Source organism: Lysobacter oculi (genome assembly GCF_003293695.1).
GTDB classification, from domain to species: domain Bacteria; phylum Pseudomonadota; class Gammaproteobacteria; order Xanthomonadales; family Xanthomonadaceae; genus Solilutibacter; species Solilutibacter oculi.
The window spans coordinates 506,319-528,677 of record NZ_CP029556.1; the positions used below are offsets into that span (position 1 = coordinate 506,319).

Below are 22,359 nucleotides of genomic sequence, written 5' to 3' on the forward strand. Positions count from 1 at the left end.
GGCGATGGCCAGGAAGCGCCACGCCCGGTCCAAGATCAGCCGCCTGCCGGCCGAGCAGCGTGCCTACATCGAGCGCCTGCTGCGGGAGGACCAGCTGGGCTTGGACGAGATGCTGGAGGCGATCCGCGCCCAGTTCCCGGGTGAGCCCGCCGCGGAGATCTCGCGGACCGGGCTGGGGCGCTACAGCAAGGGCGTGCGCGAGCTGGGCGAGCGCATGCGCGAGATCGAGGCCGCGTCCAACGTACTGGTGGGTGAATTCGGCGAATCGATCGGCGACAAGGCGGGCGATCTGCTTTCCCAGGCGGTGGTCACCCTGACCGCCAACGCCGCGCTGCGCGCCCAGGAGCAGGACGAGATCGACATCGACACCATCCGCAAGCTGGCGATCGCGGCCAAGAACTCGATCGACACGAAGCGGATCAGCGTCAATGTGCGCAAGGCCATCCGCGCAGAGGCCCGCGAGGAGCTGTTGCGCGAACAGCGCGAGAAGCTTGACGCCGAGGCCAAGGAAGCCGGTGCCGGCGGCCTGACCATCGAGAAGGTCCGGGCAGTACTCGGGATCGGCTGATGGGCAACGCCAAGATCATCCCGGCCAACCGCGACGCGCTCTTCCTGCCGTTCCAGGCGAAGTGGGTGGAGGACACCAGCCGCCTGAAGCTGATGGAGAAGTCGCGCCAGATCGGCATCAGCTGGTCGACAGCCTATGCCGCGGTCGAGCGCACGGCCGCCCAGGGCGCCCGGCGTGACCAGTGGGTGTCGAGCCGCGATGACCTGCAGGCGCGGCTTTTCGTGGAGGACTGCAAGCTCTTCGCCAAGATCCTCGACATGGCCGCCGAGGATCTCGGCGAGCAGGTGATCGACAAGGACAGCAAGCAGACGGCATACGTGCTGCGCTTCGCCAACGACCGCCGCATCCACAGCATGTCCAGCAACCCAGACGCCCAGGCGGGCAAGCGCGGTGGCCGCGTGCTGGACGAATTCGCGCTGCACCCGGATCCGCGCAAGCTGTGGTCCATCGCTTACCCCGGCATCACCTGGGGCGGCAACATGGAGGTGATCTCCACCCACCGCGGCAGCCACAACTTCTTCAACCAGTTGATCCGCGAGGTAGTGGAGAGCGGCAACCCGAAGAAGATCAGCCATCACCGCGTCACGCTCCAGGACGCGCTCGACCAAGGCTTCCTGTGGAAGCTGCAGCAGTCGCTGCCGGCCGACGACGAGCGCCAGGAGATGGACGAGGCGGCCTATTTCAGCTGGGTACGGGCTGGGGCGGCCGACGAGGAGTCGTTCCAGCAGGAGTACATGTGCAACCCGGCCGACGACGACGCGGCTTTCCTGGAATACGACCTGATCGGCGCGGCGGAATACCCGCGCGAGTTCGACTGGACGGCGATCGAGGGCCGCAACCTCTACGTGGGCATCGACATCGGCCGCACCAGCGACCTGACCGTGATCTGGGTGCTTGAGCGCCTGGGCGACGTGCTCTACACGCGCCACGTCGAGCGCATGCACAAGATGCGGAAGTCGGAGCAGGAGAAGATCCTGTGGCCGTGGATCGAGCGCTGCAACCGCAGCTGCTGGGACAAGACGGGCCTCGGTATCGGCTGGGTGGACGACGCCCAGGACAAGTTCGGCGAATACCGCGTAGAGGGGGTGACTTTCACCGCTGCCACCAAGGAGGCCCTGGCTTACCCAGTGCGCAGCGCGATGGAGGACCGGAAGCTCCGCATCCCGCATGACCCGAAGATCCGCGCCGACCTGCGCATGGTCACCAAGCAGGTGACGGCGGCCGGCAACGTGCGCTTCACCGCCGAGCGCACCGTCAACGGCCACGCCGACCACTTCTGGGCGCTGGCTCTCGCCCTGCACGCGGCCGGCGCCGATGCCGGTCCGATCGACTACCGGCGGGTCCGCCTGGACGACAACGACATCCACCGCGACATCCGCATCGGTGCGGGCTGGCGCTCGAAGAAAGGTATCTGGTGATGGCGACGAAAACCTCACGCATCCTCGGCCCTGACGGCCAGCCCATCACCTATGACGTGCTCGAGGAGGAGATCTCGCGCGGCGGCATGACCGGTATCCGCCAGATCTGGACCGGCAGCGTCGCCAACAACCTGACGCCGCAGCGGCTGGCCACTGTGCTGTCGGGAGCCACCGACGGCAGCCCCGAGGACTACCTGACGCTCGCCGAGGAGATGGAAGAGCGCGACATGCACTACGCCTCGGTGTTGGGCACGCGCCGCCTGGCGCTGGCCGGCCTCGAGATCCGCGTCGACGCGTACAGCGACGCCGCCGAGGACGTGAAGCTGGCCGACGCCATTCGCGAGCTGGTGGCGGACCCGATGTTCTACGAGGCGGTGTTCGACCTGACCGATGCATTCGGCAAGGGCTACGCCGCCGCCGAGATCGTCTGGGATCGCACGGCCAAGCCGTGGCGGCCGGTCAAGATCATCCATCGCGACCCGCGCTTCTTCCGCTACGACCGCGAAACCGGCCAGGAGCTGCGCCTGCTCGATGACACGGCGCCGGTGGATGGCCTGGCACTGCCGCCCTACAAGTTCATCGTGCACCGGCCCCGGATCCGCACGGGCCTACCGATCCGTGGTGGCCTCGCGCGCCTCGCGGCCCCGGCCTACATGTGCAAGGCCTGGAGCTGGAAGGACTGGATGGCCTTTGCCGACGTATTCGGCATGCCGATGCGCGTGGGCACCTATGGGCAGAACGCCTCTGACGGCGAGATCGCCAAGCTGATGTCGGCGGTCGCCAACCTGGGCAGCGACGCGGCGGCGGTCATCGCCGAGGGCACCAAGATCGAATTCCAGGCCGCGCCCAACACCGCCGGCGCCGCGGACTTCTTCGAGCGCCTGGCCAACTTCTGGGACAAGCAGGTCAGCAAGGGCATCCTCGGCCAGACGATGACGGCCGACGACGGCTCCTCGATGAGCCAGGCCAAGGTGCACAACGAGGTCCGCGGGGATCTGTTGAAGGCCGATGCGAAGGCACTTCAAGCCACCCTCAACCGCGATCTGATCCGGCCGTTCGTGGATCTCAACTACGGCCACGGACGCTACCCGACGCTGGTGGTTCCGGTACCGGACGACGAGGATCTCAAGCTGATGCTCGATGCCCTGGAACGCCTGGTGCCGATGGGGCTGGAGGTCGAGCAGTCGGTGGTGCGAGACAAGTTCGGGATCCCGGACCCCGCCGAGGGCCAGGGCGTCAAGCTGCTGCGCGCACCGGATCAGCCGGCTGCGGTTGATGTGGCGCCGCCGGCGGTCAAGGCGCCCGAATTGCCGCCGGCGAAGGTGGTACCGATCCAGCGTGCGCGCAACGACGAGATGCCGCCGCAGCCGGCGCCGGAGTATCTGGACGGTGTGCTCGCCCAGGTGGCCGTGCGGGCGGACGGCATCACCGAAGGCTGGATGCAGCAGATCCGCGAGCGGGTGATGAACTGCGAGAGCTACGACGAGCTGCTGCTGCGACTGGGCGAACTCCAGGGCGAGCTCGACATCAACGACCTTGGCGACCTGCTGGCCGACGCATCCGCGCTGGCCAACCGCGCCGGCATTGATGATGCGGGCGGCGAGGGCGGGGACGTCCATGCCTGAATTGCGCCTCGCGTTCCAGCCGTTCCCGGCGCAGGAGGCGTACTTCCGGCGCAAGATCAACTACCCGTCGGCACGCTGGGATGATCTGCGGCATGGCGACCACGCGCATGGCTTCATGGTCGCGGGCCTGACACGTCTCGATGTACTCGATGACGTCCGTCAGGCGGTCCAGGAGGCGATCAGCGAGGGCGAAACCCTTGAGGATTTCCGCAAGCGCTTCGACGCGGCGGTGGCCGGCAAGTGGTCTGGCTTTACCGGCGACGGCACACCGAAGGGGCGCGCCTGGCGCACGCGCATCATCTACCAGACCAACCTGCGCACCAGCTACATGGCGGGGCGCTGGGAGACGCTGAAGAACTTCCCGTACCTGCGCTACCAGCACAACACGCTTGCCAACCCCCGCGAGGACCACAAGGCGTGGAATGGCCGGATCATCGCCACCAGCGACCCGTGGTGGGATACGCATTACCCGCCGAATGGCTGGGGATGCCGCTGCACGGTGACAGGCGTTTCAGAGGCGCGGCTGCGTGCGCTGCGCGGCGACGCCGGTGCCGATGGCGCGCCGGGTTTTTCTGAGCGCGACGAGCCGCCGCCGGAATGGGCGTACCACGTCGGCAAGCAGGCTCGCTCGATGGCGGCCGCCGAGCAGTTCGGCAAGAAGGTCATGGGGCTGCCGCCGGACTGGCGGAAGATCGCGCTGGATGATGCGCAGCGGCGCCAAGTCGATTGGATGGCGGACTGGCCGGGCTTTATTGCCGAGACAGCGTCGAGCCACCATTCCGTGGGCGCGGCCACGCCTGTTGGCTTCATCTCCGACGACGTGCTCCAGGCATTGGCGGCCCCAGTGGAGCGGCGGCATACAACTACACCCGGCCTGCAGCCGGTGAGCGCATTGCTCGCCATGACCGATCGGCAGCTGGTTCACGCGATGCGTGAGGCGAAAGGCGAAGAACTGCCGTTGATCTTGCTGGCGCTTCAGGAGCTGCAGTCCTGGATCTATACCCCGTCGACCCGGGTGTATCGCCAAGCCTCACCCGACAACCTGGTCTATGCGCGTCCGCTCGATGATGGGCGCTATGTGGCCGTCTACGTGCGCATCGATACGCAGCCAGCCAGGATGCCGCCGGTGGGCCGCATTGCCAGCAATTGGGTGATCACCGCGGCTGTGCGCACGCCTCAGCAGATGGCGGATTACGCACTGCTCAAGGGTGGGGAATGAAACGGCCCGGGGTGGGATTCGAACCCACACTAACAGGTGGTTTGGCACCACCCTCCCAGCTGCCTGAAGTGGTCTCTACCGGGCCTGAGCGGACCATACCATGACCGACACCATCCTGATCCAGGTCGAGGCTGAACGCGCTGAGCGTTGGTTCGGCGAGCTGCTGCGGCGTAGCGCGGACCTGACCGGCCTGATGGCCGACATAGGTGAAACGCTCCTGGAAAGCACGCAGGCGCGATTTACAACCGGCATCGCCCCTGATGGCACTGTCTGGGCGCCGCTGCGGGATGGCAGCGGCCGTACGCCGCTCCTGGACACCGGCACCATGCGCGACCAGATTTACCCGAGCCACGGCAGCACGTGGGTGGAGCTGAGCGCCACGGCCAAGCAGGCCCGCTGGCACCAGGAGGGCACGGATGGTCCCTATGTCATCGAGCCCAAGAACGGCAAGGCGCTGGCGTTCGGCGCCCGGGCCACGCATCTATCCGGGCCGGGACGCGGGAAAGAAGGGCCGGTGAATGCCCGCGAAGGTGCCGCGCACGTAGTGAAGAAGGTGACCCACCCAGGATTGCCGGCGCGTCCGTTCATGGGCCTGTCCGCCGCGGACGAAGAGGCCATCGATACCTTGGCGCAGAGCTGGCTGGATCTGACCCCGGCGGGCGGCTGAGGGGCAAGCGCGTGGGAGCGCCTGTGCGGGCCTCCAGGCCCTGGGGAGCAACCAGCGGAGCCGGGGCGGGGTGCTCGGGGCGCCTGGAGCGATTTAAACGGGTTTAAAACGGTGACGGGCGGCAGGGAGGGGGTCAGGGGGTGTGTGCTACTGTTCGCCACATGTAGCCACTCGGCCTGTTCAGGTTCGACGGCTTAACTCAGGCGTTAGCTAGGAAGGCATGGCATGAACGGGCGTCCTCAGCCTGCTTCGCACGATCTTATTGATCAGCTTAATCGTGTGCGACAGCTCCGAAATGATGAGCGGGAGCTCCCACTCAGGCAGTTGGAATTCACATCACAGCGAGTCCGGAGCTCGGACCGCGCAGCCTACCTGTTCCTGCAGGCGGGCATCGCGTCGCTGCGTGATGACGTGGATGCGATTGATGTTGCGCGCGATCAGTTGAGAAAAGAGTTTCCCGACCACGCCATTGCGCAAGCCAACGTGGCCAAGGCTTACCTGTGTGCGCGCCAGCCGGAACGTGTTCTCGACCAGCTCTCGTATCTATTCGCGGAGCGTGCCGTCGGGTGGGACATCTACGAGGCGCTTTCAATCTTGGTGCCACTCGGTCTCATAGACGATCTCCAGCGTTTTCTGGGTGACTCTTTGCTTGAGCACTCCAGCTCGAACTCGGAACGAGGGATGCTTGAAAAGCTCGTAGATGACGTGCAGAAGTACGAGATCAACCCAGCTGATTTCAGCAAGGTCTTCATGGCTTGTACGGATGTGCTGCGCGCTCATGGCTGGGACTCTGCCGTGATTTCTGTCGACAACGGTCCGCGCTGTGCTGAGCGCGGCATGCCTGTTGCTACGCTGCAATTCGGGATCGAGGCGGAGCCTGAAGCGATGCTCGATCTTGAAGACGAGATGATCGATACCCTGATCCGGGAAGAAGTCGGCGCGTTCGTCAATGGCCATATCAACGTCCAGATGAGCTACGTCTGATGGCTGTCAGTCCGGCGGAGTTTCGAGAAGCGGCAAACGAGGGCATCACCCCGACTGCAACCCAGTTAGCTCGGCGCACAGCTGTCAATCGTGCCTACTATGCGGCGTTCCATTCACTTGGCGCCAAACTGCAGTGCATGGCTGACCCGGGCACGCTGGGAGACATGGGTTGTGTCACGCACGGCTTCATCCCGTATGCCTTGCGGACTTTTGCTGCCAAATATCCGGACAAGCGTCAACGCATGGCAAAGGGTGCAGAGGCGCTGAAGATGGTGAACCATTACGAGTCGATCATGTCGGCGCGTCATTTGGCTGACTACGACACTACTAGCTCTGGTGACTATGATCCGCGCATGGTTGTACTTCACCTGGGACGTGTGGATCGGTTGTTAAAGTTCGCAGCGTCTATCAAATAGATCTGAAAGCCCCGCCCAGCGCGGGGCTTCTGCTTTCTAGAGTGGCGCGCGCCACTCCCAAGCGATCCCGCGCGACCCCGACGATGGGTCCATGCCGCGCATCGCCCTCAACGCCGAATTGACCCTCGAGAATGGCCAAGCCCCCGAATGGGTCGAGGTCATTCCCGCGCCGGACGCTGACGGCTACGTCGCCGGCCGCGATGGCCGTCGCTGGCGGTGGGACGCCGAAGCGCAGAACTCCGTCATGGCCGCCTTCAACGAGCGCGGCATCGAGCTGGTCATGGACTGGGAGCACGCCACGCAGCGTCGCGCCCAGAACGGCGATGACGCGCCAGCCGCCGCCTGGCATCCCGAGTTGGAGATCCGCGATGGCGCCTTGCTGGCCCGCACCAACTGGACGCCGCGTGCCAAGGCGCAGGTGGAGAACCGCGAATACCGCTTCCTGTCCCCCGTCTTCGACTACGCCAAGGACACGCTCCGCATCGTGCGGATGGTGAGCGTAGGGCTCACCAACACCCCGAACCTGCGCCTGCAAGCGCTCAACTCCGAAGAGGAAACCGCAATGAACCGTTCCGCCATGCTGGCAGCGGCGATCTCGGCCGTGCTCGGCCTGGGTGCCGACGCCACCGATGACGCGATCGCCCAAGGCATCAACAAGATGCAGGACGATCTCAAGACCGCCCAAGCCGCCAACGGCGAGCAGCCCTCGCTGGACCGTTACGTGCCGCGTGGCGACTACGACAACCTGGTGACGCGCGCCCAGAACGCCGAGCAGGCGCTCAAGGACCGCGATACGGCCGACCACAAGAAGGCCGTGGACGACGCGATCGACGGCGCCCTCAAGGCCGGCAAGATCACGCCCGCCACCGAGGACTACCACCGCGCTGCCTGCAGCGATGCCGAAGGCCTGGAGCGCTTCAAGGCGTTCGTGGGCGCGGCGGTCGCCGTCGGTGATGACACCAAGCTGGGTGGCCGCAAGCCGGCCGGTCAGTCCACCGCCCTCAACGCCGAGCAGAAGGACGCGTGCCGCCTGCTGGGCATTTCCGAAGCCGATTTCATCGCCGAACTCGACGGCGACAAGGAGACCAAGTAATGGCCCTCGTGACCCATGCGCTCGTCCAGGCGCTGTTCGTCGGCTTCCGCCGCGAGTTCCAGCAGGCCCTGGGCGCCACCCCGAGCGACTACTTGAAGGTCGCCACGGTGGTGCCGAGCACCACCAAGAGCAATACCTACGGCTGGCTGGGCCAGTTTCCGAAGTTCCGCGAGTGGATCGGCAACCGCACGATCAACTCGATGAAGGAACACGGCTATTCCCTGGTCAACAAGGACTGGGAGTCGACCGTCGGCGTCAAGCGCACCGACATCGAGGACGACGAAGTCGGCGTCTACAACCCGCTGTTCCAGGAAATGGGCCGCGCCGCCGCGTCGCACCCGGATGAGCTGGTGTTCCCGCTGCTGAAAGTCGGCCACACGACCCTGTGTTTCGACGGCCAGAACTACTTCGACACCGATCACCCGGTGTACGCCAATGTCGATGGCACCGGTGCCGTGACCACGGTGGCCAACTCGGATATCGACCTGGTCGGCTGTGCGGGCAACCCGATCTGGTACCTGATGGACACCAGTCGCGCGATCAAGCCGGTGATCTACCAGGAGCGCAAGAAGCCGGTCCTGCTGATGCGCAGCGGTGACAAGGACGAGAACGTCTTCACCCGCAACGAGATCGAGTTCGGCGCGGACATGCGCTCGAACGTGGGCTTCGGCTTCTGGCAGATGGCCTATGCCAGCAACCAGCCGCTGACGGCCGCCAACTACGCCGCCGCCCGCGCCGCCATGCAGTCGTTCAAGGGCGACGGTGGCCGCCCGCTGGGGGTCCGCCCGAATCTGCTGGTGGTTCCGCCTGCCTTGGAAGGCGCGGCGCGCAAGCTGCTCGTCAAGGACGAGAACGGCGGCAACGAATGGGGTGGCAGCGCCGAGCTGGTCACCACCTCCTGGCTGGCCTGATCCACCTAATGCGAAGCCGGCGCCTGTCGCCGGCTTCGCTGGAGCCTGATATGTCGAACAAACCCATCGCCGATGGCCTGGCCGCTCAAGCCATCATCGTCCAGACCAAGACCGCAGAAAAGTTCTTCCGTGCCGGCCGCCAATTCGGTCGTGAGCCGGTAGAGATCGCGGTCTCCGAACTGACCGACGCCGAGTTCGAAGCAATCGCGAATGAGCCGAACCTGCTGGTGGCATTCGTGGCCGAGGACAACGAGGCCGCACGCAAGGCCTCCGCCGAAGCGGCTGCAGCCGAGAAGGCCTCCGCCGAAGCGGCTGCAGCCGAGAAGGCCGCCGCCGAGAAGGCCGCTGCCGAGAAGGCCGCTGCCGAGAAGGCCGCCGCTGCCGAGAAGGCCGCCGCTGCCGGCAAGAAGGCGGACGCGAAGAAGTAACCGATGGTTTACCTCGCGCCCGCGCAGTTGATCGATGGCCCGGAGAGCTTGAATGAGCTCTCCGAGCTGTTCGGCGTGCTACCGGCGTTGCTGAAGGCAGCGATCGCTGGCGAGAACCTGTCGGGGTGGGATGCCGAAGACCAGCTCTCGGCGCTCGAAGCCCTGCAGGCGATCGATGACCGCATCGTCCAGGCGACCGCCGAGGTTGATGTGAGGTTGGCCAAGCGCGGCTACGTGCTCCCGCTGGACCCGGCTCACTTCCCCGTCCTGGTTACCTGGACCCGCGCGATCGCGCGTTACCACCTGCACCCGCAGCGCGAGGGGACGACCGAAACCACGGGGCGCATCGAGCGCGACTACCGCGACGCCATCCGCGCGCTTGACCAGATCGCCGATGGCAAGCTGTCGCTCGGCGCCAATGACCCGACGCTAGCGCAAGACGAGAACGCCGGCGCCCAGGTGATCAGCAACCCGCGTCGCTTCAGCCGCGATTCGCTGGGTGGCCTGTGAGCGTCTTGGCATTCCCGGTGGCAGACGTCATCGCGCGCCTGGCCGCCAAGGTGCCGCTGGCCAAGACCGTAGGTGCGGCTGCTGACCTGCAGGCGGTGCTCAAGACCCCGCCGAGCGTCAAGGTCGCGCTGTATGTGCTGGCCTTCGATCGCGGTGGCGAGATCAAGTATTCCGGCCCCAACGTGTCCGTGCAGAACGTCAACACGCAGCTGCAGGTGGTCCTGTTGGTCCGGCATTCCGCGGGCGAGCGCGTGGGCGCGGGTGCGCGCAAGTTGGCTGATGACGTGATCGCCCAGGTGCGCGGCGCACTCGTGGGCTGGGCGCCAGCCGATGCCTTCGAAGCGATCAGCTTCCGCGCCGGCCGCGACGACAACTACTTGGCCGGTTGGTACGCCGGCCAGCAGGTATTCGACACCGCCTTTCGCATCCACAACGAGGTGCTGCCATGAGCAACCCGACCCCGACCCGCCACGGCAACTGGCACATGGTCAACGGCCAGCTGGTCGACCTGGACGCCGCGCCGGCGCCGGCCGCAGCGCCTGAAGCCGCCCCCGAATCCCGCGACGACGAAACCGACCCGGAGGCCGAACGGCCCGCCGGCCGGATGTTCCGCCGCCGCACCACTTCCATCAAGGAGTAAGTCATGGCCCAGCCGAACCTGGAATCCTTCAAGCGCCGCGCCCTGGCACTCGCCTTGCGCGTCACCGCTGATACAGCCGTGGTGCCGACCGCCGCCGCCAACGGCGTGATGCTGTTCAACGGCAGCTCCGGCACCGAGTTCGACAAGGTCGAGCGCCCGGTGGACCGCCCGCACTTCACCAGCGACCCGTTCGTGGTCGGCTTGAAGCGCGCCTTCATCGAAGGCGAGTTCGAGCTCTATCCGCCGGCCACGCCGGGTGCGGCCGCCACCAGCGATGCCGACTGCGGCGTCCTGCTGCTGCCCGCTGGCATGACCGCGGTGAAGGATGCCGTGGCCAAGACCACCCGCTACAACCCGATCAGCCAGGGCATCCCGCTGTCGGATGCCTACTTCTGGCATGCCGGCACCCTCAAGAAGGTCGAGGCCGCCCGCCACAACGTCAGCCGCCTCTCCCTGGCGGTAGGCGATCGCTTCAAGGGCCAGATCCGCGTGCAGGGCACCTACGACAACGTCGAGGCCCAGGCATTGCCGGCCATCACGGTGCCGGGCGTGGTGCCCACCGTGGCCCGTGCCGAGAACACCGAGACCACGCTGAAGCTGCTGCCCGGCGGCGCCGACCTGGTGGTCTGGGCGAAGTCCCTGCAGGTCGATTTCAACAACTCGATCAAGACCAAGGAATACACCTCGCACGAGGAAACCGGCATCGATGACCGCAAGGCGACCTGGTCGCTGCGCTTGGCCAAGACCGACCTCGCCGAGTTCAACCCCTGGACCGTGCGCGACGCCGGCACGCTGATCACCGCCACGTTGCGCCTGACCGAAGCCGCGAACAAGTACAGCGAGCTGGGCATCCGCGGCCAGATCGAGCAGATCAACGAAGTCGACATCGACGGCGATTACGGCTGGGAACTGTCCGGTCCGTGCATCGCCAGCGATGCCGGCGGCGACGAGTTCTACATCGAGTTCGGCGACACCACGCCGTAACGGATTGACGCGAGAGCGAGCAGGCCCGGCACACCAAGGCCATGCCTTCACCTGGTGCCGCAGGTGAAGGCGCTTCACACCCACTTAAAACCCGATTCGAGGAAGCCCACATGTTCCAGCTCAAGAAGGTCAACACCATCCTCCACCCTTGCCGTCTGCGGCAGGCCAACGAAGACGGCAGCGTCAACGAGGCCACGTTGCGAGTGCGTTTCAACGTCATCGATCGCGCCGAGCTGGACCGCATGGCCAACGCGGAAGACGACGACGATCGGCTGATATACGACGTGGTGGTCAACAAGATCGAGGACGACGTGCAGGGCGCCGATGGCGAGAAGCTGGGCGAGGACGATGCCCGTGCCGCCATCCGCAACGACCTGTCCCTGTCGGCACAGATCGTCGGCCAGTTCTGGGAGCTGATGAGCGGGGCTGCCGCAAAAAACGCGAAACGCTCGCGCGGGCGCTGACCCTCGGTCAGATCCCGCCCAGCGCCGACCGCCCGGTGCTGGACGACGAGCAAGACCTCACCGCCGCTGAGTTCCTCGCCATCGGCACAGAGCAGGCCGGCGATACCACCAACGAGATCGAGCTGGAGGTGTTGGAAGAAAACTGGGTGGCCACGCACGTCTTCATGCGTTGCTCCCCGCAGTACATCGCCGGCGGCATGGCGGCCCCGATGGCCACCGGCATCACCGCCACTGAGGCGATGGCCGCCATCACCGGGATGCGAATCGACCTGGAAGCGCATCCCGACACCTTCGACCAGGTCATCGACATGGGGCGCCACGCGGCCCAGGCGTTGAACGAAAGGAACCGATGAGCGAGCAAACCGTCACCCTGCGAATCGTCGGCGAGAACGGCCAACTGGTGGCGGCCGTGCGGACCTCGAACGCGGAGCTGGGCAAGCTCGGTGCCCAGGCGCGCGACACCGGCAACCAGGCGGCGGCCGGTGCGCGCCAGGTGCGCGGCATTGGTGACGCAGCCCAGCGCACTGAGCGTCAGGTCAACACCCTGCGCGGTTCCTTGGGCGGTCTGAAGACGATGCTGGCCGGCGTGGTGGGCGTGCAGACGATCCGCCAGCTGGCTGGCATGGCTGACAGCTACAGCGACATCATCGGCAAGCTGCGGCAGACGGCGGGCAGCGAGCGCGAGCTGGCCCAGGCCAAGGCGGACACCTTCCGCATCGCCCAGCAGACATATCAGCAGCTCGACGCGACGGTCACCCTCTACAGCCGCGCCTACGGTGCGCTCAAGCAGTACGGCGTGGGGCAACAGCAGGTGGCCGCGCTGACCGAAACGGTCAACCGTGGCCTGCTGGTCTCACGCGCTACGGCGGCCGAATCGGCCAGCGCCATCCTGCAGCTCTCCCAGGCAATGGGCGCTGGCGCGCTCCGCGGTGAGGAATTCAATGCGGTCAACGAGGCCGCCCCACGGCTGATGCAACTGCTGGCGAATTCGATGGGCGTCACGCGTGGCGCACTCAAGAAACTGGCCGAGGACGGCAAGCTGACCGTCGATGTTCTGCTGAAGGCGTTCACCGGGCCACAGGCCAAGAAGCTGGCCGAGGAAGCGGCCGCCGTACCGCTGACTATGAGCCGCGCGTGGGTGCAGTTCAAGAACGAAGCACTGAAGGCCATTGGTGAGGTTGATCAGGCGCAGGGTGCGTCGGCGCAGATTGCGGCTGTCATCGGCGGGCTGGCCAAGAACATCGACATGCTGATCAAGGTCGGGGCTGCCCTGGCGGTGATATACATGGGGCGCGTGGTAGGCGCGTTTGTCGCGGCCACGGCAGCTGCGGTCAAAAAGACAATCGCTACCGTTGCCGGCGCAGTAGCAGAGCGGCGAGCGGCAGCAGCAGCAGTTGAAGCGGCGCAAGCGCAGTTGCGCTATGCACAAGTGACTGGCGGGGCGGCGGCGGCATCAACAGCACTTGCTGCCGCCCAGGGGAGATTGGCTGCAGCCACGGCGGCTTCGCGCGCAGCAATCGCTGGGCTTGGCAGCGGGATGCTGGCTTTCGTGGGTGGCCCGGTGGGCGCGATATTGATCGCACTTGGCTTGGTTGTCGGCAAGCTTATGGCAGTTAAGACGGCGGCTGATGCTGCCTACAGCAGCATAGGGAGTGTGGTTGAAAACGCTGCGTATGCACGCGAGTCGATGGATCGCAAAGCGCTGAACCAGTCCAACACCGAACTGAAAGAAACACGCAGCGCTCTTCTAAAGGAGCGCGAAAGGTTGAACTCTCTGCAGCGGCAGGGCGGTGGCATCAACTTGTTTCCAAAGGAGGGCGAAAACTTCGTGGTCACGCCCAGCGAAGTACGCGCTCGTCTCGCGAAGAACGCGCGTGCGCTTGCGACGGTTGATTCACAGCTTGAATCCAACTGGGACAAGATTTTCACCAACGTGCTTGACATAGGGTTGGAGAAAAAACCCGCTGAACTCGACATCCCGACCACGGACACGAAGACGCCGAAGCCGAAAAAGGTGAAGGACGACGCAAAGCAGCGCCTGGAGGACATGAAGAACTGGCGCGAAGAGGCTGCCCGCGCCGCCGCGACGATGGAGGGACCGCTCAAGGAGGCTGAGGTCAAGCGTGACCAGCGTCTGGCCGAGCTGTCTGATGCGCTGGGCAAGGGTCGTATCGAGCAGGCCGCCTACAACACCCTGGTCAAGGATGCGAAGCGCGTCTATGAGGAAGAGACCGAGGCCGCGCGCAAGGCCAACGAAGAAATCAAGCGCCGCCAGGGCGCACCCGAAAAAATGCTCGCCGACATGGAGCGCGAGCGCCAGCTGATCGGCCTCACGGGCCGCGAGCGCGAGATCGCCAACGAAGAGCTGCGCGCCGAGGAAGAGCTGCGCCGCGCGATTGATGACGCCCGCGACGCAGGCCGCAAGTTCAGCGAGCAGGAAGTCCAGGATCTTGAGAACGAAGCTCGCGCCCGCGGGCGCGCGCTCGTGGTGATGCGCGAGCAGACCGATCTGGCCGAGCGCTACCGGGAGCAGTGGCGCGGCGCCATCACCAGCGTGGCCGATGCCTGGGGGCAGTGGTTTGCCAACGGGTTCCGCAACACGAAGGATTTTCTGTCGCAGACGCGCGACGCGTTCAAGCGATGGATCGCCGACATGGGTGCCATGTTCGCCAAGGCCCAGCTGGGCAAGTGGCTGCAGGTGGATCTCGGCGCCGGCACCGGTGGCTGGGGCAGCCTGGTCGGCGGTCAGGGTGGCGGCTCGGGTGGTTGGATGGAAGGCCTGCAGCGCATGTTTGGTGCCTATCAGCAGGCGCGCGGCAATGGCGGCGGCTTCTGGCAGTCGGTACTCGGTGCGATCACGGGCCGGGGGGGCGGCAGTGGATTCGGCGGCTCTGCCGGCACGGACAATTGGGGCTCGATGGCGAGCATGGCCAGGCAGATGGCCGGCCTGGTTGGTGCGGTCGGTGGCGCGAGCCGCGGTTCGTTCGGAACGCTGGGCGCCATCGGCGGAGCAGATACGTTCGGCACGGGAAACGGAGCTGGGGGTGGTGGCGCGCTCGGTTCGCTCGGGCAGATCGGCGGAGTGGTCCTCAACAAGGGCACGATGTCGAAGTTCCTCACCTCGTCCGCTGCGCCCTGGTTGGGTGCGGCCGCCGGCGCGTACTACGGCTGGCAGAAGGGTGGCGACACGCCCGGCAAGGTGATGGGCGCGGCGGCCTATGGCGCAGTGGGTTACAGCGCGATGGTGGCCGGTGGTGCGGCGGTGACGGCGGCCGCCGGTGGCGCTGCAATCACGGGTGCCGCGGCTGCTGGTCTTGCCGCTATTCCCGTGGTCGGCTGGATCGCGCTGGCGGCGATCGCTGTCGACGCGTTGTCCGGCGGCAAGCTGTTCGGCACCAAGTTCAAGACTCAGTCCGCTGCCCAGCAGTTCGACTTCAACAGCGACGGCGCGAGCGGCTACAACACCCGAACCGATGTCCGGAACCAGAGTCTGTTCCGTGGCCGCAAGTGGCGCACAGTCACCTCTGGTCTGGACGAAGAGACGCAGAAGGGCCTCAACGAGTACTTCGACGGCCTGCAGAGCTCGGTGAGCAAGGCGGCCGCAGGGCTCAGAGTGGAGATGCCAGATCTGATCTCGGCCAGCTTCCGTCGCGAGTTCGACGCCAAGGGCAACCTGCAGCGCGAGTTCGGCACCATCGCCGGCCGTGTGTACAACGAAGCACAGGAGGCTTTCTCGAAGCGCCTGGTGGCGGAGAACCTGCTCAACGTGGCCAAGCAGGTCGGGGCGGCCAGCGAGATTGAAACCTTGGCGGATCGCTACCGCGGCACGCCCGAGGCGATCACCGAATACGCGACGTTGATGCTGGCGGTCCAGAGCGATGTCAAGAACGCCACCCAGCTGTGGACCAACACCGGGCCTGGGAGCATCACGGCCGTGACCGAAGCGCTTGAGCGCATGTCGCGCGGCGCGGAGACCCTGGCCGAAACCTATCAGCGTGTCACCGACGCCGCCCGCCAGTACGGAGAGTTCATGGGTGGCATCGATGCCGAGCTGCGCACCACTGGCCTCAACGAATGGCAGCGTGCGGCGCTCAACATCGAAACCCAGTACCGCAACCAGGTGAAGCAGGCCAACGACCTGGCCAAGGCGCTCGGGCTTTCGGGTGCGCGGTCCGAGGATCTGGCGAAGATTGAGCTGCTGCGTGCCAAGAGCATGGCCGATCTTCAAAAACAGATGGAGGCGCAGCGAGACGCCCTGCTGCGTGATTTCAGCCTATCCGACCTGTCGCCGCTGACCGATTCCCAGAAGCTGCAGGAGTCGCTGAGCCAGCTCCGCAAGGCAGTGAGCGAGGGCGACATCAACACGGCCAACAGCATGGCGCAGTCAGCGCTTGGCTTCGGCCGCAACCTGTATGCATCCGGTGCGGATTACAACGCTCTTTATGGCCAGGTCACGGGCCTGTTGAAGTCGATTGCAATGCCAGGCCTCGCCCTTGAGGACGGCACCACGATGGGCGAGCTGGCGCAGATCCTGATGGACCTCCCGCACAGGATCGCCCAGGAGATGTTCGAGCTGGCGGCCGGCTGGCGTCAGGATACGGCGCCGGTCGTGGTGCCGCCCGGACCGCCGATCGCCGCTCCGTTGCCCGCGCCGCCGCCAGTCAGTGGCGGCCCGATCGGGGGCGATGGCGGTGGCGGACTTTACATGCCGGGTGACCCGGACCGTGGCGGTCGCGTCGAGCGGTTGCTTGAGCGCCTGGTCGAGCTGGCCACGGATGAAGCGACCGGCACCATCCGCGAATCGGTCTCCGGCGGCGTGTTCGTGCGATGACCGAGCGCGTGCTCCTGGTCGATATCGGCGCCGGCGAACTGCCGGCGATGACACCCGTGGTGCCGGTCTATGCCAGCTGGCTTCCGGTGGTCGCGCCGCCCGCCGGCCTCGCGCCGCCCACCGGCGTGGTGAGCACGCCGGTCGCCGATGGCGTGCTGCTGCAGTGGACGGGACTTGGCCCCTACGAGCACATCCGCGTCGAGATCGCACCGGCACCTGCAGGGCCGTGGACGCCGCTGGCCGAGGTGCATGAAGGCACCCAGTACCTCGTCACGCTGCCGGCAGGCGCCACCGAGGCGCGCGTGGTGCGCGTCAAGGCCGGCATCGATTCTGCTCCGGTCAACCTAGGCACCGTCACGCCCAACCTGCTGACGGAAGTCACCGCGGACATGCTGGCCGAGGCGGCCGCCGACGCAACCGCCAAGGCGAACGCCGCGAAGGCTGAGGCCACGGCCCGCGCGAACGCGCTGCAGGCGCAGATCAACGACGTGGTCGGCACGGCCGACGACTGGACCAACGCGAACCCGTATCCCGCCGGCGACTCCGTGCGCTACAGCGGCCATCTGTACCGCGCCAAGACCGCGGTGCCCGGCAACACGCCGCCGCCCAACGAGACCTACTGGCAGGACATTGGAAATTACGCCAGCGTCGGCGAGGCAGTTGCTGCGGCTGTCAGCATGGGCGTGCAGAACGCCAGCGACATCGAAACGGAATCCTCGCGCGTGGATGGGATGCTTGCGCGGTTCCCGGTTGGTACGGGCGGTCTGGCATCTGAGGCAATGGTGGCGGATGAGGCAGCGGCGCGGGCGAATGCAGACGGCGCGCTGTCTTCACGCACGAGCTTGATCGAAGCCCGTATGCCTACTGGAACGGGTTCGCTCGCCAGCGAAGCCCGCGTGATTGACGCTGAAAACGCATCCGCTACCCGCGACAGCGCGATCAGCGGTCGAGTGTCCGGGGTGGAAGCACGGATGCCTACGGGCACCGACAAGCTGGCCAACGAAGCCCGCGTGGTCGCTGCGGAAGATGCGTCGGTCGGGCGGGACAATGCACTCGGGTCAAGAGTGACCACTGTGGAAGCCCGGATGCCAGCCGGTTCGGGCGCGCTTGCCACCAGCGCCCAAGTCGTTGACGAAGCCACTGCACGCGCCAACGCGGACGGCGCATTGGGTTCGCGTACCAGCGTGATCGAAGCGCGGATGCCCACTGGCACAGACACGCTTGCGAACGAAGCGCGCGTGGTCGTTGCGGAGAACGCATCGGTTGGGCGCGATAACGCTTTGGGGGTGCGAACCTCTGCCATTGAAGCGACAGTCAACAACCCGGAAACTGGGGTCGAGGCTACGGCGGGAGCCCTTGAGGAAACCAGGGCGCGAGTTGAAAAGCCGAACCCGAACATGCTTCCAAACCCGACGTTTGCATTCGGATTTGAAGGCTGGAACACGTGGAGTTCTAACGGCACGACGGCTCTCATAGGTGGTACCTCACCCAATGACATCTGGGGGCCGCGCGCTGCATTTCCGCCGAACTCCGGCGCCACCATGACTGTCTCCAAAGTGTTAGTGGGCTTGAATCCGGGTAGCACGTACACGATTTCGTTCGAGGGCGAGAATAACTCGAACACCGGGCTAGTCTATGTAAACGGTGTTGCTCAAGATGCGGCTGGCAACACAGCGGGAAACTGGATTGCCCCCGCTGTAATTCCGTCGGGTGAGTTATATAACCAGCGCCGATCAATCACTTTCACACTCCCTGCTGGCGCTGACCGCTTTTACTTCCAACTCCTTGCTGATAACACGAATAACTGGGTTGCTTTTCGCCGCGTGAAGCTCGAGGTGGGAGGCATCGCCACTGTATACAGCGAAGATGGTGCCATTCATTCGCAGGCCGGAAAGTTAACGGCGTTGACAGCCGAGGTTGCAGGCAAGGCGGAAGGTAGTGTGGTCGAGCAAGTGCTGGTAGACATCGAGGCGCTTGAAAAGTCGAATCCGAACCTGATCCCGAATGGCGCTTTCCTTAAAGACACGAACGGTTGGGCGTTGGGACCGGGCGTTGGGCGGGGGTCTGACGACAACGGAACGTACATCGCCGCTGGGCCTGTCAGCGGAACCAGCGTCACTGGAGGCCCTAGCTTTATCGTACCCGCAGCCGAATTGGTCATGACCCTTTCGGCTGAAGTCATTAAGTTCGGGGCCGCAGGTGTGGCATGGATTGACGTTCTCGGGGCGACGGGCGAAGGGGTTGCCCCAAGCTACGATGGCCCGGATGCAGGCATTGTGGCAGGCGACTTCTTCACCCGAAGGATGGTGACTTTCACCAAGCCCGCTGGAATCACCGTCCTTTGGCCGCGCCTAATCATCGCGGATACCGACAACTTGGTCGGCGCGACGAAGTTCAAGCTAGAGGTTGGCAGCCGCTTCACTGGCTTCAACGATGCGGCGACGGTTGCCGCAACCGTGTCACAGACCAGCGCGCTCAATCTCGCAGTTGGCGGTGTCAACGGTGCGGCAGTCAGCAGTACCTCGCTGACCTACCGCACGGGCGTGATGGAGGCCAGCAAGGTCGAGTTCCTGAAGGTCGGCAACAAGGTCACCGGCTACCGGATCGGCAACGATGGGCTGGCGACCAACTTCGAGTTGGTGGCGGATTCGATCGAGTTGATGACCGGCGCAAGCACGGGCGTCACGATCACTCGCAACAAGATGGATCGCGTGTTCGGCAGCGCCGCGTTCTACGAGGGTGACCCTTGGGGGAGCGACAGTCTCGTAATGTGGATCGGCCCGGCCAGCACCGCAAAGTCCGCCGCGACGAAAGCCAACGCGACGATGTGGATGGACAACACCGGCAAGTCGGGCTACGGCGGCAGCGTCATCAAGGCGAGCAACGTCAAGACTGCCAGCGCCACGACGGATAGCGACACGATAACCGCGACCGTCGCCACGTTCACCAAAGACCCGGCATCCACGCAGCGCAAGATCACCGCCGAGTTCAGCTTCAACAGCAATAAGACCGCGAACATCAACGATGGCTTTAGCGAGGTGCGCTATGGCGGATCGTTCGTGGTCGAGGTGTCGATCGATGGCGGCGCATGGACGACGATACAGACCGCTGGCATCAACGGCGTCAACGGGAAGTATGGCGAACCCGGCTTTACGCCCTACGTTTCCTACGCCAACGGCAAGGTGGTGCTGATCCACAACGCCGGTGGCACGACTTTCAGCTACCGCGTTCGGCAGAACAGTGGAATTATGCAAGCCGTTCCCGGCGGCACGACAACCCGCATGATCGCCATCGAGGTGGTCGAGCAATGAAAATGACAGCTGCCATAGCCACCGTGGTCCTGCTTGCGGGGTGCGGCGAACGCATCGACCCGCAGCCCGCCGCCGGTCAGGTCTACCATCTGCCGCCGATTGAGTGGCGCGTGGTTGATCGCGCGGAGCTGGAGCGCGTCTACCGGGACGCGGGCATGCCTTTGAACCAAGGGGATCGGCTTCATGGCTTCGCGGGGCGTCTGCCGGATGGTCGCATGGTGATCTACACCCTTCCGCCCACGCGCGTCGATGACGCCGCCACGCTCACGCTCGGCCACGAGGTGGCGCACGTCGCCCTGGGGAGCTACCACCGATGAAGACCTTTGCGCGCTTCGCAACGGTGCCGATCGGGACGGGCCTGGTCGCCGGCAATGGCGGACTGCTGCTGGCCAGCAACGTAGCCGGGTTGTCCACGCCGCGTACCGCGCGCGGCGATATCGGCCGCAGTAGTGGCGTGGTCGGCTTCGAAGTGGCGCTGTGGGGTGACGCCGCGTTGGTCGCGATGGTAGGGCTGGTGCAGCCTGGCGCATCTCTGGATACCTTCATCGGCGCGGATGCGGCTGGCATCGGCTGGCGACTGGACACCGGGCAGGTATTCGCCGGCGGCGCGGTGGTGGCCAGCGGCCTGCCTGTCATCGGCAAGCAGGAGATCGTCGGTCTGCAGGTGGATTTCACCGCCGGGAAAGTGCGCTTCTACCGCGGTTCGAACATGGTCCACGAGAGGGACCTTCCGGCCGGCGGCGTGACCTGGTATCCGGCCGTCGCGCTGGCGGCCGTCGAGCCCGGCACGCTGGTCGCGGCGATCAGCGCGGGCCAATGGCCAGCAGCAACGCCGGCCGGGACGTGGGCGCCGGCGCCAGCGGCCGCAGCGCCTGTGCGACTGGCTGACATGCACTGGCTGAGCGCACCTGGCGATGTCCTGCCGAACGCGCGTTACGAAGGTCTGATTGCGGATGGTGGGTTCGACACCTTCTCGGCCCTGCACTTCTGGCCCTGGGGTGATGCGCCGATCGCTGTCAGCATGGCCACGCTTCGGGTGATGGACCCGGAGGGTCGAGTCGATGGTCTGCTGACAGGCTCGGCGGATGGGCTCCCAGTCAAGGTCAGCGCCGCGCCGCGGGCAGGTTCGCTCGCGGACGCGCAAGGCGTGGGCCGCTATGTGTTGGCGGGTGCAGAAGTCGAGGACGACATGCGCCGCACGCTGACGCTGGCGGATGCTCACGATGACTTGGGTGAATTGCTCAACCCGGCGGTTTTCCTGCCCAACATTCCGCAGCTCGCCTGGCAGCCACAGCCGCTGGTGATCGGTGCAGTGGCCAACATCCCAGCGTTGCCGGCGAACGGTGACGCCACTGCACTCTTTCTCGCGGATGCGCCGGTGCACGGCATCAGCGTCGTGCGCGACCGCGGGGATGCGATGGAAGCCGGCACATGGGTGCAGTCGGCCGACAAGCACCAGCTGCTGATGGCTTCGCCCAGCATCGGCCCGGTGACCGCCGATGGCAGCAGCCTCGGGCTGACTTCAGGCGAGCCGACGCCGGCCACGCTCCAGCAATTCCTCGGCGAGTGCTTCCGGCGCATTGGCAAGTCGGCGTGGGCCAGCGGGGACGCAGCGGCGATCGACGCGGCCACAGGTTATGCAGGCATCGGCTATTCCAGTCGGGACGCTGTGGACGCCTGGACCGCCGTTACGGCCGCGCTGGCCAGCTACGGGGCCTGGTTGTGGCGTGACGGCGACGGCGTGCTGCGTATTGCGCGCGTGGTGGCGCCGGAGGCAGTGGCCGATGCCGATATCGTCCTTGAGCTTGAGGAAAGCCAGCTGCTGCGAGATGTGGTGCGCGTGAACGATGGCGCGCCCGCCCTTTCACGCCGCATGGGCTATCGGCCCAATGCCTACATCCACGGCCCGGCTGATCTGGTCACCGACCTTGAGGATGTGCCGCCCGCGATGCGAGAGCGGCTGATGTCGCCGCATTGGGGGCAGGTCTACAGCGATCGGGCCATCTCGCCGATCTATCGTCACGCCGACACTGCGCCGGCACGTACATCGCTGTTCTGGCGAGAGCAAGACGCCTATGCGGAGCTCGATCGGGTGCTGGGGATATATGCAGTGGCGCGCGCCAGTTACCGCTGGGAGATCCGCGATCTCAAAATCAACCTCACTCCGGGCGATGCAGTGAGGGCGAAATATTCGCGTTACATGGCGCTGGCCAGCGGCCGAAAGCTGCTGGTTCGTGGTGTTCAACGAAACGAAATCACCGGCGCGACCGTGTTGACCTTGTGGGGATGA

20 protein-coding genes and 1 tRNA gene are annotated in these 22,359 nt (G+C 65.6%); 20 read left to right on the forward strand and 1 reads right to left on the reverse strand.

Going from position 1 to position 22,359, the window contains the following annotated elements:
- The first annotated feature begins 4 nt into the window (after positions 1-4).
- Genes DCD74_RS02440 through DCD74_RS02455 form a run of 4 tightly spaced genes read left to right on the forward strand, consistent with a single transcriptional unit; the run spans position 5 to position 4,830 of the window.
- On the forward strand, positions 5-568 hold the full coding sequence (locus tag DCD74_RS02440) for a phage protein Gp27 family protein (RefSeq protein ID WP_112925918.1): 564 nt from the start codon (positions 5-7) through the stop codon (positions 566-568).
- Entirely contained in the window at positions 568-1,986 is a 1,419-nt protein-coding gene (locus DCD74_RS02445) for a phage terminase large subunit family protein (protein ID WP_112925919.1), read from the forward strand. Before DCD74_RS02440 ends, DCD74_RS02445 begins: the two co-directional genes overlap by 1 nt.
- The gene (locus tag DCD74_RS02450) at positions 1,986-3,611 is read left to right on the forward strand and encodes a DUF935 domain-containing protein (protein ID WP_112925920.1); all 1,626 of its coding nucleotides are present in this window, start codon (positions 1,986-1,988) and stop codon (positions 3,609-3,611) included. Before DCD74_RS02445 ends, DCD74_RS02450 begins: the two co-directional genes overlap by 1 nt.
- Positions 3,604-4,830: a phage head morphogenesis protein gene (locus DCD74_RS02455; protein WP_162615871.1), complete on the forward strand. Its 1,227-nt coding sequence runs from the start codon at positions 3,604-3,606 to the stop codon at positions 4,828-4,830. The genes DCD74_RS02450 and DCD74_RS02455 overlap by 8 nt, the downstream gene beginning before the upstream one ends.
- Positions 4,831-4,832: 2 nt before the next feature.
- Here the strand turns inward: DCD74_RS02455 and DCD74_RS12585 are convergent.
- A tRNA-Ser gene (locus tag DCD74_RS12585) sits at positions 4,833-4,915 on the reverse strand.
- A 15-nt stretch (positions 4,916-4,930) separates the two neighbouring features.
- Between DCD74_RS12585 and DCD74_RS02460 the strand changes: the two genes are divergently transcribed.
- The 16 genes from DCD74_RS02460 to DCD74_RS02530 all read left to right on the forward strand — a co-directional run bounded on the left by DCD74_RS02460 (position 4,931) and on the right by DCD74_RS02530 (position 22,359).
- Positions 4,931-5,497: a phage virion morphogenesis protein gene (locus DCD74_RS02460; protein WP_112925922.1), complete on the forward strand. Its 567-nt coding sequence runs from the start codon at positions 4,931-4,933 to the stop codon at positions 5,495-5,497.
- 225 nt (positions 5,498-5,722) lie between these two features.
- The gene (locus DCD74_RS02465; protein WP_162615872.1) at positions 5,723-6,481 is read left to right on the forward strand and encodes a hypothetical protein; all 759 of its coding nucleotides are present in this window, start codon (positions 5,723-5,725) and stop codon (positions 6,479-6,481) included.
- The gene (locus tag DCD74_RS02470; protein WP_162615873.1) at positions 6,481-6,897 is read left to right on the forward strand and encodes a hypothetical protein; all 417 of its coding nucleotides are present in this window, start codon (positions 6,481-6,483) and stop codon (positions 6,895-6,897) included. The genes DCD74_RS02465 and DCD74_RS02470 overlap by 1 nt, the downstream gene beginning before the upstream one ends.
- 91 nt (positions 6,898-6,988) lie before the next feature.
- Positions 6,989-7,990: a phage protease gene (locus DCD74_RS02475; RefSeq protein WP_112925925.1), complete on the forward strand. Its 1,002-nt coding sequence runs from the start codon at positions 6,989-6,991 to the stop codon at positions 7,988-7,990.
- A complete protein-coding gene (locus DCD74_RS02480; protein WP_112925926.1) occupies positions 7,990-8,901 on the forward strand; it encodes a Mu-like prophage major head subunit gpT family protein in 912 nt (303 codons plus the stop codon). Before DCD74_RS02475 ends, DCD74_RS02480 begins: the two co-directional genes overlap by 1 nt.
- A gap of 50 nt (positions 8,902-8,951) precedes the next feature.
- The gene (locus DCD74_RS12815) at positions 8,952-9,329 is read left to right on the forward strand and encodes a hypothetical protein (RefSeq protein WP_217424277.1); all 378 of its coding nucleotides are present in this window, start codon (positions 8,952-8,954) and stop codon (positions 9,327-9,329) included.
- Positions 9,330-9,332: 3 nt separating this feature from the next.
- On the forward strand, positions 9,333-9,839 hold the full coding sequence (locus tag DCD74_RS02490; RefSeq protein ID WP_112925927.1) for a DUF1320 domain-containing protein: 507 nt from the start codon (positions 9,333-9,335) through the stop codon (positions 9,837-9,839).
- A 17-nt stretch (positions 9,840-9,856) separates the two neighbouring features.
- On the forward strand, positions 9,857-10,288 hold the full coding sequence (locus tag DCD74_RS02495) for a phage tail terminator protein (protein ID WP_112925928.1): 432 nt from the start codon (positions 9,857-9,859) through the stop codon (positions 10,286-10,288).
- Positions 10,285-10,479, forward strand: a complete 195-nt coding sequence (locus tag DCD74_RS02500) for a hypothetical protein (RefSeq protein ID WP_112925929.1) — start codon at positions 10,285-10,287, stop codon at positions 10,477-10,479. Before DCD74_RS02495 ends, DCD74_RS02500 begins: the two co-directional genes overlap by 4 nt.
- Positions 10,480-10,482: 3 nt before the next feature.
- Positions 10,483-11,463 carry a hypothetical protein gene (locus DCD74_RS02505; protein WP_112925930.1) on the forward strand — a complete coding sequence of 327 codons (981 nt, stop codon included), beginning with the start codon at positions 10,483-10,485 and terminating at the stop codon, positions 11,461-11,463.
- A gap of 110 nt (positions 11,464-11,573) precedes the next feature.
- Positions 11,574-11,927 carry a hypothetical protein gene (locus DCD74_RS12590; protein ID WP_162615874.1) on the forward strand — a complete coding sequence of 118 codons (354 nt, stop codon included), beginning with the start codon at positions 11,574-11,576 and terminating at the stop codon, positions 11,925-11,927.
- A 35-nt stretch (positions 11,928-11,962) separates the two neighbouring features.
- Positions 11,963-12,280: a DUF1799 domain-containing protein gene (locus DCD74_RS12595; protein ID WP_162615875.1), complete on the forward strand. Its 318-nt coding sequence runs from the start codon at positions 11,963-11,965 to the stop codon at positions 12,278-12,280.
- Positions 12,277-16,758, forward strand: a complete 4,482-nt coding sequence (locus DCD74_RS02515; RefSeq protein ID WP_112925932.1) for a tape measure protein — start codon at positions 12,277-12,279, stop codon at positions 16,756-16,758. Before DCD74_RS12595 ends, DCD74_RS02515 begins: the two co-directional genes overlap by 4 nt.
- Entirely contained in the window at positions 16,755-20,069 is a 3,315-nt protein-coding gene (locus tag DCD74_RS02520; RefSeq protein ID WP_112925933.1) for a hypothetical protein, read from the forward strand. The genes DCD74_RS02515 and DCD74_RS02520 overlap by 4 nt, the downstream gene beginning before the upstream one ends.
- A complete protein-coding gene (locus tag DCD74_RS02525) occupies positions 20,066-20,386 on the forward strand; it encodes a hypothetical protein (RefSeq protein WP_162615876.1) in 321 nt (106 codons plus the stop codon). The genes DCD74_RS02520 and DCD74_RS02525 overlap by 4 nt, the downstream gene beginning before the upstream one ends.
- On the forward strand, positions 20,383-22,359 hold the full coding sequence (locus tag DCD74_RS02530) for an SPRY domain-containing protein (protein WP_112925935.1): 1,977 nt from the start codon (positions 20,383-20,385) through the stop codon (positions 22,357-22,359). Before DCD74_RS02525 ends, DCD74_RS02530 begins: the two co-directional genes overlap by 4 nt.

Coding starts and splice junctions, on each gene's coding strand:
- DCD74_RS12590 (WP_162615874.1), top strand. CDS start 11,574: ATGTTCCAGCTCAAGAAGGTCAACACCATCCTCCACCCTTGCCGTCTG.
- DCD74_RS02455 (WP_162615871.1), top strand. CDS start 3,604: ATGCCTGAATTGCGCCTCGCGTTCCAGCCGTTCCCGGCGCAGGAGGCG.
- DCD74_RS02445 (WP_112925919.1), top strand. CDS start 568: ATGGGCAACGCCAAGATCATCCCGGCCAACCGCGACGCGCTCTTCCTG.
- DCD74_RS02460 (WP_112925922.1), top strand. CDS start 4,931: ATGACCGACACCATCCTGATCCAGGTCGAGGCTGAACGCGCTGAGCGT.
- DCD74_RS12815 (WP_217424277.1), top strand. CDS start 8,952: ATGTCGAACAAACCCATCGCCGATGGCCTGGCCGCTCAAGCCATCATC.
- DCD74_RS02530 (WP_112925935.1), top strand. CDS start 20,383: ATGAAGACCTTTGCGCGCTTCGCAACGGTGCCGATCGGGACGGGCCTG.
- DCD74_RS02490 (WP_112925927.1), top strand. CDS start 9,333: ATGGTTTACCTCGCGCCCGCGCAGTTGATCGATGGCCCGGAGAGCTTG.
- DCD74_RS02475 (WP_112925925.1), top strand. CDS start 6,989: ATGCCGCGCATCGCCCTCAACGCCGAATTGACCCTCGAGAATGGCCAA.
- DCD74_RS02465 (WP_162615872.1), top strand. CDS start 5,723: ATGAACGGGCGTCCTCAGCCTGCTTCGCACGATCTTATTGATCAGCTT.
- DCD74_RS02520 (WP_112925933.1), top strand. CDS start 16,755: ATGACCGAGCGCGTGCTCCTGGTCGATATCGGCGCCGGCGAACTGCCG.
- DCD74_RS02500 (WP_112925929.1), top strand. CDS start 10,285: ATGAGCAACCCGACCCCGACCCGCCACGGCAACTGGCACATGGTCAAC.
- DCD74_RS02470 (WP_162615873.1), top strand. CDS start 6,481: ATGGCTGTCAGTCCGGCGGAGTTTCGAGAAGCGGCAAACGAGGGCATC.
- DCD74_RS02440 (WP_112925918.1), top strand. CDS start 5: ATGGCCAGGAAGCGCCACGCCCGGTCCAAGATCAGCCGCCTGCCGGCC.
- DCD74_RS02480 (WP_112925926.1), top strand. CDS start 7,990: ATGGCCCTCGTGACCCATGCGCTCGTCCAGGCGCTGTTCGTCGGCTTC.
- DCD74_RS02505 (WP_112925930.1), top strand. CDS start 10,483: ATGGCCCAGCCGAACCTGGAATCCTTCAAGCGCCGCGCCCTGGCACTC.
- DCD74_RS02450 (WP_112925920.1), top strand. CDS start 1,986: ATGGCGACGAAAACCTCACGCATCCTCGGCCCTGACGGCCAGCCCATC.
- DCD74_RS02525 (WP_162615876.1), top strand. CDS start 20,066: ATGAAAATGACAGCTGCCATAGCCACCGTGGTCCTGCTTGCGGGGTGC.
- DCD74_RS02515 (WP_112925932.1), top strand. CDS start 12,277: ATGAGCGAGCAAACCGTCACCCTGCGAATCGTCGGCGAGAACGGCCAA.